Origin of the sequence: Micromonospora sp. CA-269861 (genome assembly GCF_050948505.1) — a bacterium.
Taxonomy (GTDB): Bacteria; Actinomycetota; Actinomycetes; order Mycobacteriales; family Micromonosporaceae; genus Micromonospora.
In genome coordinates this window covers 3,758,853-3,771,642 of record NZ_CP192014.1, presented here as the reverse complement: position 1 = coordinate 3,771,642, position 12,790 = coordinate 3,758,853, and the positions used below count along the sequence as shown (strand labels likewise).

Sequence of the window (12,790 nt, the reverse complement as noted above, 5' to 3'; positions counted from 1 at the left end):
TGACGGAGGTGGGAATGCAAGGCAACGAGCCGACGGGCAAAGGCGAGCAGAGTGAGGATGCCGAGCGGGAGGCTGCCAAGCAGCGTCTCCTCGCACAGGCCGAGGCGGAACGCGTACCCGTGGAGGACACGACCCGTGCGGTCCCGGACCGGCGGTGGCGGCGTGACCAGCGATGACGTGCCGATCGGTCGCCGCGTGGCCCGCTGGCGGGTGCGGCGGTCGATGACGCAGCAGATGCTCGCGGACCGGTTGCGCAGGTCGAAGAGTTGGGTGGACAAGGTGGAGCGGGGCGTGCGGGTCCTGGACCGGTACTCGGTGATCCAGGAGTTGGCCCACGTCCTGCGGGTCGACCCGGAGGTGCTGCTCGGCCAGCAACGCAGCACGCCGCCGGGCACGCCGGACGGGGTGGACGACATCCGGGCCGCGCTCGCCCGCTACAACACCCCGCGAGCCCCAGAGCAGACGGACGAGCTGAGACGGCAGGTCGGGTACGCCTGGCTGAGCTACCAGCACGCGCAGTACGGCCAGTTGGTGCGGGTGCTGCCGGGTCTGCTCGACGCCGCCCAGGGCGCGCGATCACCGGAGTTGCTGGTGCAGACGTACCGGATCACCTCGTCGCTGCTGGTCAAGCTCGGCGAGGCCGACCTCGCCTGGTTGGCCGCCGACCGGGCGATGTCCGCCGCCGGCGACGACCCGGTGCTTGCAGCGACAGCGGCCATCTCGGTGGGCCAGGCGCTCCGCGCGTCAAATCGCGACCGCCTGGCCCTAACCGCGACCCTAAGCGCCGCGAACCGCATCCTCCCGGCCCCCGCCCACCTGGCTGATCATGAGGTTGACGGGCTTCGTGGAGATCAAACCGCCCGTCAACCCCATGATCAACGGGGCGAGAGTAAGAGCGAGGGCGAGGGCGAGGGCGAGGGCGAGGGCGAGGGCGCGGCCGCGCGACAGCGACCGCCGGGGGAGTGGGCGGTGGGTGGGACGCTGCTACTCCAGGCCGCCCTGGCCGCTGTCGGCTGCGGCGAGCACCGCCGCGCCGACGAGCTGACCGACCGGGCCGCGGGGATCGCGGTCGGTTTGAGGGGGTACGACGATCCGCACCGCACCAGTTTCGGACCGGTCGCCGTTGACGTGGCGCGGGTACTCGTGGCAGCGCAGCGGGGTGACGCCGTCGAGGCGTTACGACGGCACTCGACAGTGATTCGGCGGGAGGCATGGCGGCGGTTGCCGGCCGAGTATCGGGGGGCGTACCTGGTGGACGCCGCGCGGGCGTACCTCCAGGTGGGTGACCTGCGCGGCGCTGCTCGCGCCCTGGTCGACGCGGACAGTGTCGCGCCGGCTGAGGTTCGGTGCCGGCCGTTGACGCGTACCGTGATCGCCGATGTCGCCCGTGCGCAGCCGGCGCCGGCCGGCGTGGCGCGACTGGCCGTGTTGGTCGGCCTCACCCGTTGACGGACGAGCGTCGGCGCAGGTCGTCGGCGGGGTGGATGGTGTGCACCGTGTTGGGCACCGGCCCTCGGCGCTGCCACTCGCGGGGGTCGCCGAGGAAGATTTTCTCGAAGCGCACCCCGTCGTGGAAGGCGAGCGGGGCGTCGCTGAGTTGCGAGGATCCGCCCGCCTTCTGAATCGCTGACGGAAGTCTCATCCCTGCTGAATACTGGTGCTGTGTCGCACCGGGGCGCGGGATTGCCGGTCGCCACGCGGGCCGCCATCCAGACGCACCCATTTAACGTTTCCGCCGATTACGGTCGTGCTTTCACCGTCCGGCGGCATTGTGACTTCCGGAAGGTAATGCTGAATGAGCGCTACTCCTATATCGGCAGGCCAGAAGGCAGGACTGCCCACCGTTGTGCTCGTACACGGGGCGTTCGCCGACTCGTCGAGCTGGAATGGCGTGATCGCTCAGCTCAAGCGTCAAGGCTACCCGGTCATCGCCGTTGCCAACCCGCTGCGCGGTGTGCAGGAGGATGCCGCCTACGCTCGCTCAATTGTGGACGCGGTAGGCGGTCCGGTCGTGATGGTCGCTCACTCGTACGGCGGAGCGGTGATAACCGAGGCTGCGGATGGTGCTGCCAACGTGAAGGCTCTGGTGTACGTCGCCAGCATCAGCCCGGACGTCGGCGAAAGTGTGCTCGACCTGGTCATGAAGTATCCCGGGAGTCAACTCGGCACCTCCATCAAGATGATTCCGTATCCTCTCGCCGACGGTGGTACGGCCATGGACCAGTACATCGATCAGGACAAGTTTCCGGCAGTGTTCGCTGCCGACGTGGACCCTGACCTCGCCGAGCTGATGGCCCGCACGCAGCGTCCGGCTGCCGAAAGCGCCCAGACAGGGTCCGTGACCAAGGCCGCCTGGAAGACCATCCCGTCATGGACCCTGGTGAGCACGCAGGATCAGGGCATTCCGCCGGACTTGCAACGCTTCATGGCGCAAAGGGCCAAATCCACCACCATCGAGGTCGACGGGTCCCACGCCGTGGCAGTCTCGCAACCCGGCCCTGTCGCAGACTTCATCGACACCGCCGCCCGCGCCACCATGGGCTAGTTCGCCGGATCGGGGTCACGCCGTTGGGGACCTGGTTGCCCGTGCGCAGCGGGTGCCGGCCGGCGTGGCGCGACTGGCGGCCTCACCCGCTGACGGACGCGCGCCGACGCCTGTCGTCGGCCGGGTGGATGGTGCGCACCGGGTCGGGCACCGGCCCTCGGGGCTGCCACTCGCGGGGGTAGCCGAGCGAGACCTCCTCGAAGCGCACCCCGTCGTGGAACGTGGTGCGGGGGATGTGCAGGTGCCCGTAGACGACGGTGGCCGCGTCGAAGCGCAGGTGCCAGTCGCTGGTGCGGACGGTGCCGCACCACTGGGCGAAGACCGGGTACCGCAGGACGTCGGTGGGTTCCCGCACCAGCGGGTAGTGGTTGACCAGCACCGTCGGCAGCGCCGGGTCGCGCTCGGCCAGCCGGCGTTCGGTCTCGGCGACCCGGGTCGCGCACCACGCCTCCCGGCTCGGGTACGGGTCGGGGTGCAGCAGGGCCTCGTCGGTGCAGACCACCCCGGCCGCGTACGCCAGGGCCAGTGACTCCTGCTGGGTGCGGGCCTCCGGCACCCGGAACGTGTAGTCGTAGAGCACGAAGAGCGGCGCGATGGTGGCCGGGCCGCCGTCGCCGTCCCACACCGGGTACGGGTCCTCCGGGGTGACGACCCCCAGCCGCCGGCACATCCGGACCAGCTCGCGGTAGCGCTCCTCGCCGCGCAGCGTGATCGGGTCGCGCGGTGGTGTCCACAGCTCGTGGTTGCCCGGTGCCCAGACGACGCGCGCGAACCGGCTGCTCAGCAGCCCGAGCGCCCACTCGATGTCGGCGAACCGGTCGGCGACGTCCCCGGCGACGAGCAGCCAGTCGCCGGGGTTGTCCGGGTGCAGCTCCTGGACGAACGCGCGGTTCTGCGGGTGCCCGATGTGCAGGTCGCTGACAGCCCGCAACCGGGGCGGAAGGCTCACCACCCGAGGCTAGGCCGTCGCGGGCCGATCAGGACACCCCTGTCGCGTCGGCACTGTCAACAGAACCAGCCGTCCTGCACCCAGCCGCGCCGGTTGATGTGCCCGTAGGCGAAGCCGTAGACGTAGCCCCCGCTGCGGGGACCCTCGACCAGGAACGTCTGACCCTGGTAGAGGGTGCCCATCCAGGCGCCGACGGGTTGGGTGCGGACGAACAGGTCGCTCGCGCACACGGTCTCCCGTTGGCCGATGGTGCCGTTGGCGGCCTGCGCGGGAGCCGGCAGGGCGACTGTCGCGGCGGTGACCCCGGCGATCAGGCCGGCGAGTGCCCGACGCCGTCTCACCATGAGTCGTACCCGCCGATGCACTCGGCACGCAGGTAGCCCCAGTCGTTCGGGCCGAAGTCGAACGACGCCGCCCACCCGTTGTAGACCGGATGTGCCCCCGGGGTGTGGCCGATCTTGTTGCCGTAGGCCAGGGTGCGCTTGAGGCCGGTGGGCCCGCCTGCGGAGTCGTAGTTGGCGTAGAAGCTGGCGCTCTGGCAGACCACTATGGCGTGCCGCGGCACCACCGGGTCGGCCTGGGCCGGCGTGGCGCCCAGCGCGACAGTGGCCGCTCCGATGGCCAACGCAGCGACCCTCGCACGCTTCCGTCGAGGCATGCCCACCTCCCGTACGCCGAAACTTTTCTACCGGCGAGCGTACCGATGAGGTTGATAAATGTCGATGGGGAGGGTGGCCGACAGGCGCTCGCGGTGGCCCGCATATCCCGCGACCCGACGGGAAAGCGCGGGACGTCCGACAGCCCGAAACCGGAGCAGGAGACAAACATGCCTTTCATCACCGTGGGGACGGAAAACTCCGCGCCCATCGACCTGTACTACGAGGATCACGGTTCCGGTAAGCCGGTGGTGCTGATCCACGGCTTCCCGTTCAACGGCGCGACCTGGGAGAAGGTGACCACCCAGCTGCTCAACGCCGGATACCGGACGATCACCTACGATCGGCGCGGTTTCGGTAACTCCGCCCAGCCGACCTTCGGGTACGACTACAACACGTTCGCCGCTGACCTGGACGTGTTGATGACCGAGCTGGACCTCAACGAGGTGACCCTGATCGGTCACTCGATGGGCACCGGTGAGGTCATCCGCTACCTGGGCAACTACGGCTCGCAGCGGGTCGCCCGGGCCGTGGTGCTCAGTCCGCTGCAACCGATGCTGGCCAAGGCCAAGGACAACCCGGAGGGCGTCGACACGAGCCTGTTCAAGGGTTTCCAGGACGCCATCATCAAGGACCGGTTCGCCTACCTGACCCAGTTCTGCGACGCGTTCTTCAACTACAGCGAGAACAAGGGCAAGCTGGTCAGCGAGGAGGCGTACCGGGCGCACTGGCAGATCGGCGCGATGGCCTCCGGTAAGGGCACCTACGACAGTGTGACCGCCTGGCAGGAGGATTTCCGCCCCGACCTGCCGAAGATCGACATTCCGGTGCTGATCGTGCAGGGCGACAAGGACAACGTGCTGCCCTACCCGGTGACCGGCCAGCGACTCGGGCCGATGATGCCGACCGCCCAGCTCATCACGCTCAAGGGCGCGCCGCACGGCATCCCGTGGACCAACGCCGACGACGTCAACAAGGCGGTCCTGGACTTCATGAAGCAGCCGGCCAAGGCTCGCGCCTGACCCGTACCGGTAGCCGATCGGACGCCAGCGCCGTGAGGCGTTGCGACACCCGGCCCACGGTTCGCACCGGGGCCGGGTGTCGTCGTCGGTCAGGCCCGGCGGGCCACCACCGCGCCGTTGGCCCCGGGCGCGTCGAACGGCACGGTACGCACGTCGACGAAGCCGGCGTCGGTGAGCCAGGCCGCGTACTCGGCGCCCGAGTAGTTCCGGCCGCCCTCGGTCTCCACAAGCATGTTCATCCCCATCAGGGCCGCCTCCGGCGGTCCGGTGCGCTCGTCGTTGAGCAGTAGCTCGCAGACGACGATCGCCCCGCCGGGCGGCAACGCCGCGTGGCACCGGGCCAGCAACGCCCGGTTCGTCGGCTCGTCCCAGTCGTGCAGGATCATGCTGAGCAGGATGACGTCGTGCCCGCCCGGCAGCTCCGGGTCGGCGAGGAAGTCACCGGCCACCGCGTCGATCCGCCCGGTCAGGCCTGCCTCCGCGATCCGCTCCCGGGCCCGGACGCAGACGTGCGGCAGATCCAGGACGGTGGCCCGCAGCTCGGGCAGGCGGCGGCAGAACTCGATCGGGAACGCCCCCGCCCCACCGCCCACGTCGAGCAGTCGGCGGTGCGCCGAGAAGTCGTACGCCTCGGCCAACGCGCTGGCGGTGAAGCTGGACGTGGAGAACATCGCGTCCCAGAACTGCGCCAGCATCTCCGGGTCGGCGGTGTCGAACATCGACTGTTGGGATTCCGGGTCCCACGTCAACGGCCGATCCGTGCGCAGCGCCTCGCCGATGCGGTGCCACGGCAGGTAGGTGCGCAGGTCCGAGTAGCGCACCTGCGCGCCGAAGTAGTACGGGCGACCCTCGACCAGGAACTGCTCGGCCAGCTCGGAGTTGCGGTACCCGTCGCCGGCCTTCTCCAGCAGACCGAGCGACGCACTGGCGGCCAGCAGCAGGTCCGCGGGCCGGTCGGGCAGCCCGAACTCGGCGGCGGCCTGCTCGACGGTCATCGTCCGCCCGCCGGCCAACCGGGTGAAGAGGCCCAGCTCGACGCCGGCCGCGAGGGTCTTGAACCCCCACACACCGGCCACCAGGCGCATGAGGGGAGTGGGGGTGATCATGCCGACATGAGATCACACATCAGACGTTTCCACGATGGATGGTCACGCCCGGATCAACGTCACCAACCCGGCGGCCACCAGCACCCCGGCCCAGAGCCGGTCCACGTTGAACCAGGCCCGCCGCAGCACACCCACCCCGAGCACCTGGTAGACCAGGATCGCCACGGCCAGGGCGACGCCGAGCATGGCCACTGTGTGCACCCCGGCCGCCGCGAGGCCGGACAGCGCGCCCACCGGTGCGGCGGCCAGGTGCCCGGAGTGACCCCCGGGCACCGGCTCGGCCACCAGCACCGGCAACAGCATCAGCCCCGCGCCGTGCGCTGACGACATCAGGAACGACCAGCCGGCGAGCTGCGCCGCGGACAGCCGCATGCCCGCCCAGCGGAAGTGCCGCTCGGAGAGCAGTCGCCACAGCCCGAAGGCGACGAGCAGCACTCCGCCGACCACCGCGAGGGCGGTGCTCGCCGTCACCGAGCGGGTGGCGGCGACCAACGCGGCGACGATCGCCACCGAGGCGAGATGCCCCGCCGCGATCGGCGGCAGGGCGCGCAGCAGGGCCAGCCGGCTGCGCTCCTGCAGGCCCCGGGCCACCGCGAAGAGCCACCCCATCGCCGGGTTCAGACCATGGAACGCGCCGAGCGCGGCGAGCGTCGCGAGGGTGGCGACGGTCACGGAAAGCAGTACGAGTCGGAGGAGGCGTCCCCGCCCTGCAACCGGGTCTGGTGCACCCGCAGGCCCCGGAACTCCTCCCCGTGCGGGAAGAACCGCTCGTCGGGAGTGAGCCCACCGGCGTCCACGTCCACGTCGAGCTTGGCCAGCCAGGCGCCCACCCCGTCGGGGTAGAACTGGTCGTCCCACGCGCCGTAGAGCGAGTTGCTGACGTAGACCCGCCGGCCGTCCCGGCTGACCTCCACCATCTGCGGGCCACCGGCCAACGCCTCGTCCGGCGCGGACGGGTGCGCGGTCCGGCGGACGATCCCGCCGAGGTGCACCGAACCCGTCTGCACCGGGTGCAGCGGGTCGCTGACGTCGTACTGGCGCAGCTCCCCGGTGCCCCAGCAGGAGACGTAGAGGAACCTGTCGTCCACCGACAGGTCGATGTCGGTCACCAGCGGCGGCACCGCCCCGAACGGCTTGAGCAGGTCGGGCAGGTCCGCCGGGTCGGCCGGCTCGGCCGGGATGTCGATCACCTTGGTGACCGCCCAGGCGTCCCCGTCGCGGTGCCACAGCCAGATCGAGGCGGACAGGTCCTCGACGCTGATCACCACCCCGACGAAGCCGTACGACTTCGTCGGATCGTGCGCAGGCCGCAGCTCCAGCGGCATCTGGTACTGGTCGCCGAGATCGACCCGCTGGACGTGCCGGCGTTTCGCGAGGTCCCAGAAGTGGATGGCGTGCCCGTAGCGCCGACCCAGCAGCAACTCACCGATGATGCCGTCCTCGATCATCGACGGGGTGCCCCACTCGCTGGTGACGAGCACGTCCTGGGTCAGGTGCCACCACACGTCGTACGCCAGGAACTGCGGGCCCCGGTCGGCCTCCCACGCCCCGCGTACCTCGAACGTGGTGTGGTCGAGGATGGCGATGCCACCGGGGCCCTCCGCGCCGTCCGCGCCGCCGAGAGCCGAGAGGTAGATGCCGTCCGGGCCACAGTGCACGGTGTGCGGCCGCGAGTAGCCGGCCCGCTTCGCCAGCTCCTCCGGCCCGATCACCTTGACGATCTGCGGCTGGCGCGGGTCGGGCTGGGTGTCGAGCACGTGGATGCGCGACGACCGCAGGCCGGGAACGATCAGGTAGCGCCGCTCGACGTGCGGGTGCGGGGCGGTCGGGCAGAGCGCGCTGCTGCACGCGTTCCAGCCGAAGTGGTGCAGCTCGTCACCGACGAACGGCAGGTCGGTCCAGCCGACGACCCGACCGTAGTCGGGGGAGTCGGGATCGGTGTCCAGCACCACGATGGCGTCCGGACGGCTGGCCGTCCGGTCGAAGGCCGCCACGTAGGCGAGCTTCTCGGCCGGTGCGGTCACCGCCTCTCGGGGCGAGGGGTAGAACGTGGGGTCGGGGGTCCAGCGGGTCATCACAGCTCCGCTCGTCAGGTGGTGGGAACGCCGAGTCGGTCGAGCAGGTGGCGGCGCAGCGCGCCGAAGGCCGGGTCGTCCGGCGTACGGGTGGGGCCGAGGTCGACGGGTAGCTCCGCGGCGATGCGGCCCTCGTCGAGGAGCAGGATCCGGTCGGCGAGCAGCAGCGCCTCCTCCACGTCGTGAGTGACAAGCAGGGCGGCGAAGCCGTGCTCGGCGCGTAGCCGGCGCAGCAGGATCTGCATCCGCAGTCGGGTCAGCGCGTCCAGGGCGCCGAACGGCTCGTCGAGCAGCAGCAGGTCCGGTTCGCGGACCAGGGCCCGCGCCACGGCGACCCGCTGCGCCTGCCCGCCGGACAACTCGGCCGGCCAGGCGCGGTGCCGCTCGGCCAGCCCGACCTCGGCCAGCGCCCGCCGGATCCGCCCCGGGCCGTCCGCGCCGGACAGCCCGAGCCCCACGTTCTCCGCCACGCGTTTCCACGGCAGCAGCCGGTGTTCCTGGAAGACCACGGCGGCGGTGCCGTGCACGACGCTCGTCCCGCTGGCCTCGCCGTCCAGCCCGGCGAGAATCCGCAGGAGCGTGCTCTTGCCGGACCCACTGCCGCCGAGCAGGGCCACCACCTCACCGCGTGCGATGGTCAGGTCGACCCCGGCCAGCACGACCGTCGGCCCGAATGCCCGGCGCACCGCGTGTGCGGTCAGCACCGGCTCGGCGCCGCTCAGGTGGCCCGCAGTCCGCGACGCCATGTCAACATCCTCCTCTCCAGGACGCGCAACGCAAGGTCGGATATCAGCCCGAGCAGGGCGTAGACGAGCAGGCCGAGAACCACCACGTCGGTCTGGCTGAACTCCCGCGCCTCCATCATCAGGAAGCCGATCCCGGTCTGGGCATTGACCTGCTCGCCGACGACCAGGCTGAGCCAGGCCGCCCCGATCGCCAGTCGCAGGCCCAGGAAGAGGGACGGCAACGCACCGGGCAGCACCACGTGGCGCAGTCGGGCGGCATGCCCCAGCCCACAGGTACGGGCCGCCTCCACCAGCCGCTCGTCGATGTCCCGGATGCCGGCGTAGGTGTTGAAGTAGATGGGGAAGAAGGCGCCCAGCGCCACCAGGCTGATCTTGAGCGACTCGCCGATGCCGACCCAGATGATCAGCAACGGCACCAGCCCGAGGTGCGGCAGCATCCGGGCCATCTGCACCGGCGGGTCGACCAGGTCGTCACCGAGCCGCAGCAGCCCCGCCACGGTGCCCAGAGCCAGGGCCAGGAGACCGCCGATGAGCAGGCCCGCCCCGGCCCGGGTGAGTGAGTCCAGCAGGTGGATGCCGAGCGTCCCGTCCCGGCTCAGCCGCCACCCGGTGGCCAGGACGTCGCTGGGCGCCGGCAGCTTCTCGGCCGCCAGCAGCCCGGTCCGTGCGGCCAACTCCCAGGCCAGGACCAGCACCACCGGGCTCACCACCCGCCGCCAGCGCCGCGCCGGCCGCTGACGACGGGGTACGACAGGCGCCGCCGCCGTGACCTCGTCGGGCGCCTCGACGAGCGTCGTACGACTCACTGGAACACCGCGCTGAACCGGTCGTCGACCCGGGATCGCAGGTCGACCGGCCCCGGGATGAGTTCCAGGGCGATGAAGCTGTCGGTGATCGCCTGAAGCTCGTCGCCGATCGCCGGGGTGACCGGGGCGAGGGGTCTGGCGCTGCGGGCCAGGGCGCGGCTGGTGACGTCCTGCGGGATCTTCAGCTCCGGCGCGAGGGTGCTGGCCCGCTCCTCGGGATGGGCGATGCCCCAGTCGGTCACCTCGCGGTAGCGCTGGAGGAACGCCCGGACGTCGTCCGTGCGCTTCTCGACCGCCTTGGGCGCGGCCAGGACGTACTCGCGGTTGCTGGCCAGACCCGTCGCGTCGGCGAGCACCTGGACCCCCGGCTGCTCGGCCAGGGCGAAGTACGGGTCCCAGATCACCCAGGCGTCGATCTGGCCGCCGTCGAACGCGGGCCGTCCCTCGGCGGGCTTGAGGTACTTGACCTGGATGTCCTTCAGGGTCATGTTGTTCGCCTCCAGCAGCCGGACCAGCAGCCAGTGCACGTTGGACCCCTTGTTGAGGGCCACCGTCTTGCCCTTGAGGTCGGCGAAGCTGCGGTAACCCCGGTCGGCCTTGACCAGCACCGCCTCACCCTGCGGGATCGGTACCGAGGTGCCGATGATGGAGAACGGGATCTTCCCGGCGGCGGCGAATACCGGCGGCGCCTCCCCGACCTGCCCGATGTCGATGGAGCCGGCCTTGAGCGCCTCGGTGAGCGCCGGCCCGCTCTCGAACAGCGACCACTCCACATCCGGTGCGGCGTTGCGCGCCTTGACCAGGCTCAACCCGCCGAAGCGCTGGTAGCCGATCCGGAGCTTGCCCTCGGTGCCGCCCGCATCGGCGGACCCGCCGCACGCGCTCACCGCGGCCGTGGCGAGCAGCGCCACGGTGGTGAGCGCGGCCGTCAGGAGGCGGCGATGCGGGGGGCGGCTCGTCGACGGGGTGGGCATGGCGGCTCCTCGGGTCGGGGCATGCGGGTAGCGGCGCATCGACAGGCGTCGGCACCGGCAGTAGCCTACTAACCCGATAGGTTTTATGGGTAGGCTGTCGGTGGGATCGTCCCACCCCTCAGGAGGTGCCCGCCTCGCCGCGTGCGCCGACCGCCCCCGCTGGAGGAAAGAGCCCCGATGACCCTCACCTTCCACTGGTTCCTGCCCACCAACGGCGACAGCCGGGACATCGTCGGCGGCGGACACGGCGTACCGACAGGTGCCGCCGGAGGCGCCCGCCCGGCCAGCACGGCGTACCTCGGGCAGATCGCCCGCAGCGCCGAGCAACTCGGCTTCGTCGGCGCGCTCACCCCCACCGGCGCCTGGTGCGAGGACGCCTGGCTCAGCACGGCGATGCTCACCGAGGTGACCGAGCGACTCAAGTTCCTGGTCGCCTTCCGGCCCGGGCTGATCACTCCCACGCTGGCCGCCCAGATGGCCTCCACCTTCCAGCGGCTGTCCCGGGGCCGTCTGCTGCTCAACGTGGTCACCGGCGGCGAGTCGCAGGAGCAGCGGGCCTACGGCGACTTCCTGGACAAGGACGCCCGGTACGCGCGGGCCGACGAGTTCCTGCACGTGGTGCGGGCGCTGTGGCGCGGCGAGACCGTCGACCACACCGGCGAGCACGTCCGCGTCGAACAGGCGCGGCTGCACCGGCTGCCCGACCCGGTGCCACCTGTCTACTTCGGCGGGTCCTCCGCCGCCGCCCTCCCGGTGGCGGTGCGGCACAGCGACGTCTACCTCACCTGGGGCGAGCCCCCGGCCCTGGTCGCCGACAAGCTGAACCGGGTCCGGGCGCTGGCCGCCGAGGCCGGGCGGGAGCTGCGCTGCGGCATCCGGCTGCACGTCATCGTGCGGGACACCGCCGAGCAGGCCTGGGCGCAGGCCCAACGCCTGCTCGACGGGGTCTCCGAGGCCGACATCCGGGCCGTGCAGGAGGGGCTGCGCCGCAGCGAGTCCGAAGGGCAGCGCCGGATGCTCGACCTGCACGGCGGCTCCCGCGACGGCCTGGAGATCGCCCCCAACCTGTGGGCGGGGGTCGGGCTGGTCCGTGGCGGGGCCGGCACCGCGCTCGTCGGCAGCCACGCCGAGGTCGCGGACCGGATCGCGGAATACCACGCGCTCGGCATCGACGAGTTCATCCTCTCCGGCTACCCGCACCTGGAGGAGGCGTACTGGTTCGGTGAGGGAGTGCTGCCGATCCTGCGCGAGCGGGGGCTGTGGCGGCACCCCGACGGGACGCCCGGGGTGGCGGAGAACGTCGACGTCCCGTTCGCCGGTGTGCCCGCGCCGCAGCCCGCCGGAGCCCGCTGACCGGCCGTCCGGCCCCGACGGTGGCCGCGGTCAGGTGGGTCAGCCGGCCATCCGTCGGCCGATCCGCCGCCCGGCGAGGCTCACCAGGGTGCTGCCGACCGCCATCCCGACCAGCACCAGAATCGCGCCGACCGCCCACAACCCGCTGTCGTCGGTCGACGCGGCGCGCCACGACCAGGCGGCCGTGAACGCCACGGTCATCACCGGTGCCACCAGCCACGGGCTGAGCCGCGTCCCGGCGAGCGCGGCCAGCAGCACGAGCGTCACCACGCAACCGATCACCTGCCACGGCTCGTACGGGCCGCTGCTCGCACCGGTCTGCGCGTCGACCGTGTACTCGTCGTCCCAGCCCAGCCAGAGCAGCCACGCCCCGATCGTGGCCGCCGCCAGGAACAGAACACCGAGCAGTGCGCGCGTACCCCTCGTCGCCGTCATCCGGCGATCATCCCTCGCGCGTCGCTCCACCGGAATAAGTACCGGTACCCAGCACGATCCCCAATGGACTGTTGCCCCGGCGGGTGGCGATCCTCTACGGTCTGCTCAGCGGTGGGCGGTGCG

The 12,790-nt window shown here is 71.3% G+C and carries 15 protein-coding genes; 4 read left to right on the top strand and 11 right to left on the bottom strand.

Annotated elements, in window-relative coordinates:
- Nucleotides 1-162: 162 nt before the first annotated feature.
- Complete coding sequence (locus tag ACQP0U_RS17515) at nt 163-1,449, top strand: helix-turn-helix domain-containing protein (protein ID WP_433308316.1); 1,287 nt, start codon at nt 163-165, stop codon at nt 1,447-1,449.
- Here ACQP0U_RS17515 and ACQP0U_RS17510 read toward each other — a convergent pair.
- Nucleotides 1,439-1,642 carry a hypothetical protein gene (locus ACQP0U_RS17510; RefSeq protein WP_433308315.1) on the bottom strand — a complete coding sequence of 68 codons (204 nt, stop codon included), beginning with the start codon at nt 1,640-1,642 and terminating at the stop codon, nt 1,439-1,441. The two genes, ACQP0U_RS17515 and ACQP0U_RS17510, sit on opposite strands and share 11 nt — an antisense overlap.
- A 153-nt stretch (nt 1,643-1,795) precedes the next feature.
- Between ACQP0U_RS17510 and ACQP0U_RS17505 the strand changes: the two genes are divergently transcribed.
- Complete coding sequence (locus ACQP0U_RS17505; RefSeq protein ID WP_433308313.1) at nt 1,796-2,545, top strand: alpha/beta fold hydrolase; 750 nt, start codon at nt 1,796-1,798, stop codon at nt 2,543-2,545.
- Nucleotides 2,546-2,627: 82 nt separating this feature from the next.
- On the opposite strand, the gene ACQP0U_RS17500 is transcribed toward ACQP0U_RS17505, so the two are convergent.
- Genes ACQP0U_RS17500 through ACQP0U_RS17490 form a run of 3 tightly spaced genes read right to left on the bottom strand, consistent with a single transcriptional unit; the run spans nt 2,628 to nt 4,119 of the window.
- Nucleotides 2,628-3,494 carry a metallophosphoesterase family protein gene (locus tag ACQP0U_RS17500; RefSeq protein ID WP_433308311.1) on the bottom strand — a complete coding sequence of 289 codons (867 nt, stop codon included), beginning with the start codon at nt 3,492-3,494 and terminating at the stop codon, nt 2,628-2,630.
- A gap of 56 nt (nt 3,495-3,550) precedes the next feature.
- The gene (locus ACQP0U_RS17495) at nt 3,551-3,838 is read right to left on the bottom strand and encodes a hypothetical protein (RefSeq protein WP_433308309.1); all 288 of its coding nucleotides are present in this window, start codon (nt 3,836-3,838) and stop codon (nt 3,551-3,553) included.
- Nucleotides 3,832-4,119 carry a hypothetical protein gene (locus ACQP0U_RS17490; protein ID WP_433308308.1) on the bottom strand — a complete coding sequence of 96 codons (288 nt, stop codon included), beginning with the start codon at nt 4,117-4,119 and terminating at the stop codon, nt 3,832-3,834. The genes ACQP0U_RS17495 and ACQP0U_RS17490 overlap by 7 nt, the downstream gene beginning before the upstream one ends.
- Before the next feature lie 201 nt (nt 4,120-4,320).
- Between ACQP0U_RS17490 and ACQP0U_RS17485 the strand changes: the two genes are divergently transcribed.
- Nucleotides 4,321-5,172 (top strand): alpha/beta fold hydrolase, encoded by an 852-nt coding sequence (locus tag ACQP0U_RS17485; RefSeq protein ID WP_433308306.1) that lies wholly within the window; start codon nt 4,321-4,323, stop codon nt 5,170-5,172.
- An 89-nt stretch (nt 5,173-5,261) separates the two neighbouring features.
- Here the strand turns inward: ACQP0U_RS17485 and ACQP0U_RS17480 are convergent, their stop codons facing one another.
- From ACQP0U_RS17480 to ACQP0U_RS17455, 6 genes are read right to left on the bottom strand one after another with little or no spacing between them, the layout of a single operon-like run.
- Nucleotides 5,262-6,278 (bottom strand): methyltransferase, encoded by a 1,017-nt coding sequence (locus ACQP0U_RS17480; protein WP_433308305.1) that lies wholly within the window; start codon nt 6,276-6,278, stop codon nt 5,262-5,264.
- 42 nt (nt 6,279-6,320) lie between these two features.
- A complete protein-coding gene (locus tag ACQP0U_RS17475; protein ID WP_433308303.1) occupies nt 6,321-6,950 on the bottom strand; it encodes a hypothetical protein in 630 nt (209 codons plus the stop codon).
- Nucleotides 6,947-8,353: a selenium-binding family protein gene (locus ACQP0U_RS17470; protein ID WP_433308301.1), complete on the bottom strand. Its 1,407-nt coding sequence runs from the start codon at nt 8,351-8,353 to the stop codon at nt 6,947-6,949. Before ACQP0U_RS17470 ends, ACQP0U_RS17475 begins: the two co-directional genes overlap by 4 nt.
- A gap of 14 nt (nt 8,354-8,367) precedes the next feature.
- Nucleotides 8,368-9,099, bottom strand: a complete 732-nt coding sequence (locus ACQP0U_RS17465; protein WP_433308299.1) for an ABC transporter ATP-binding protein — start codon at nt 9,097-9,099, stop codon at nt 8,368-8,370.
- Nucleotides 9,072-9,905 carry an ABC transporter permease subunit gene (locus ACQP0U_RS17460; RefSeq protein ID WP_433308298.1) on the bottom strand — a complete coding sequence of 278 codons (834 nt, stop codon included), beginning with the start codon at nt 9,903-9,905 and terminating at the stop codon, nt 9,072-9,074. The genes ACQP0U_RS17465 and ACQP0U_RS17460 overlap by 28 nt, the downstream gene beginning before the upstream one ends.
- On the bottom strand, nt 9,902-10,879 hold the full coding sequence (locus ACQP0U_RS17455; protein WP_433308296.1) for an aliphatic sulfonate ABC transporter substrate-binding protein: 978 nt from the start codon (nt 10,877-10,879) through the stop codon (nt 9,902-9,904). Before ACQP0U_RS17455 ends, ACQP0U_RS17460 begins: the two co-directional genes overlap by 4 nt.
- 177 nt (nt 10,880-11,056) lie before the next feature.
- On the opposite strand from ACQP0U_RS17455, the gene ACQP0U_RS17450 reads away from it, so the two are divergent.
- Nucleotides 11,057-12,232 carry an LLM class flavin-dependent oxidoreductase gene (locus ACQP0U_RS17450; RefSeq protein WP_433308294.1) on the top strand — a complete coding sequence of 392 codons (1,176 nt, stop codon included), beginning with the start codon at nt 11,057-11,059 and terminating at the stop codon, nt 12,230-12,232.
- A 39-nt stretch (nt 12,233-12,271) separates the two neighbouring features.
- Here the strand turns inward: ACQP0U_RS17450 and ACQP0U_RS17445 are convergent, their stop codons facing one another.
- Entirely contained in the window at nt 12,272-12,667 is a 396-nt protein-coding gene (locus ACQP0U_RS17445) for a hypothetical protein (protein ID WP_433308292.1), read from the bottom strand.
- Between the last annotated feature and the right edge of the window lie 123 nt (nt 12,668-12,790).

What these genes read in the sequence shown, in the direction of transcription:
- ACQP0U_RS17510 (WP_433308315.1), bottom strand. Translation starts at nt 1,642, where the DNA reads ATGAGACTTCCGTCAGCGATTCAGAAGGCGGGCGGATCCTCGCAACTC.
- ACQP0U_RS17505 (WP_433308313.1), top strand. Translation starts at nt 1,796, where the DNA reads ATGAGCGCTACTCCTATATCGGCAGGCCAGAAGGCAGGACTGCCCACC.
- ACQP0U_RS17495 (WP_433308309.1), bottom strand. Translation starts at nt 3,838, where the DNA reads ATGGTGAGACGGCGTCGGGCACTCGCCGGCCTGATCGCCGGGGTCACC.
- ACQP0U_RS17485 (WP_433308306.1), top strand. Translation starts at nt 4,321, where the DNA reads ATGCCTTTCATCACCGTGGGGACGGAAAACTCCGCGCCCATCGACCTG.
- ACQP0U_RS17480 (WP_433308305.1), bottom strand. Translation starts at nt 6,278, where the DNA reads ATGATCACCCCCACTCCCCTCATGCGCCTGGTGGCCGGTGTGTGGGGG.
- ACQP0U_RS17470 (WP_433308301.1), bottom strand. Translation starts at nt 8,353, where the DNA reads ATGACCCGCTGGACCCCCGACCCCACGTTCTACCCCTCGCCCCGAGAG.
- ACQP0U_RS17465 (WP_433308299.1), bottom strand. Translation starts at nt 9,099, where the DNA reads ATGGCGTCGCGGACTGCGGGCCACCTGAGCGGCGCCGAGCCGGTGCTG.
- ACQP0U_RS17455 (WP_433308296.1), bottom strand. Translation starts at nt 10,879, where the DNA reads ATGCCCACCCCGTCGACGAGCCGCCCCCCGCATCGCCGCCTCCTGACG.
- ACQP0U_RS17450 (WP_433308294.1), top strand. Translation starts at nt 11,057, where the DNA reads ATGACCCTCACCTTCCACTGGTTCCTGCCCACCAACGGCGACAGCCGG.
- ACQP0U_RS17445 (WP_433308292.1), bottom strand. Translation starts at nt 12,667, where the DNA reads ATGACGGCGACGAGGGGTACGCGCGCACTGCTCGGTGTTCTGTTCCTG.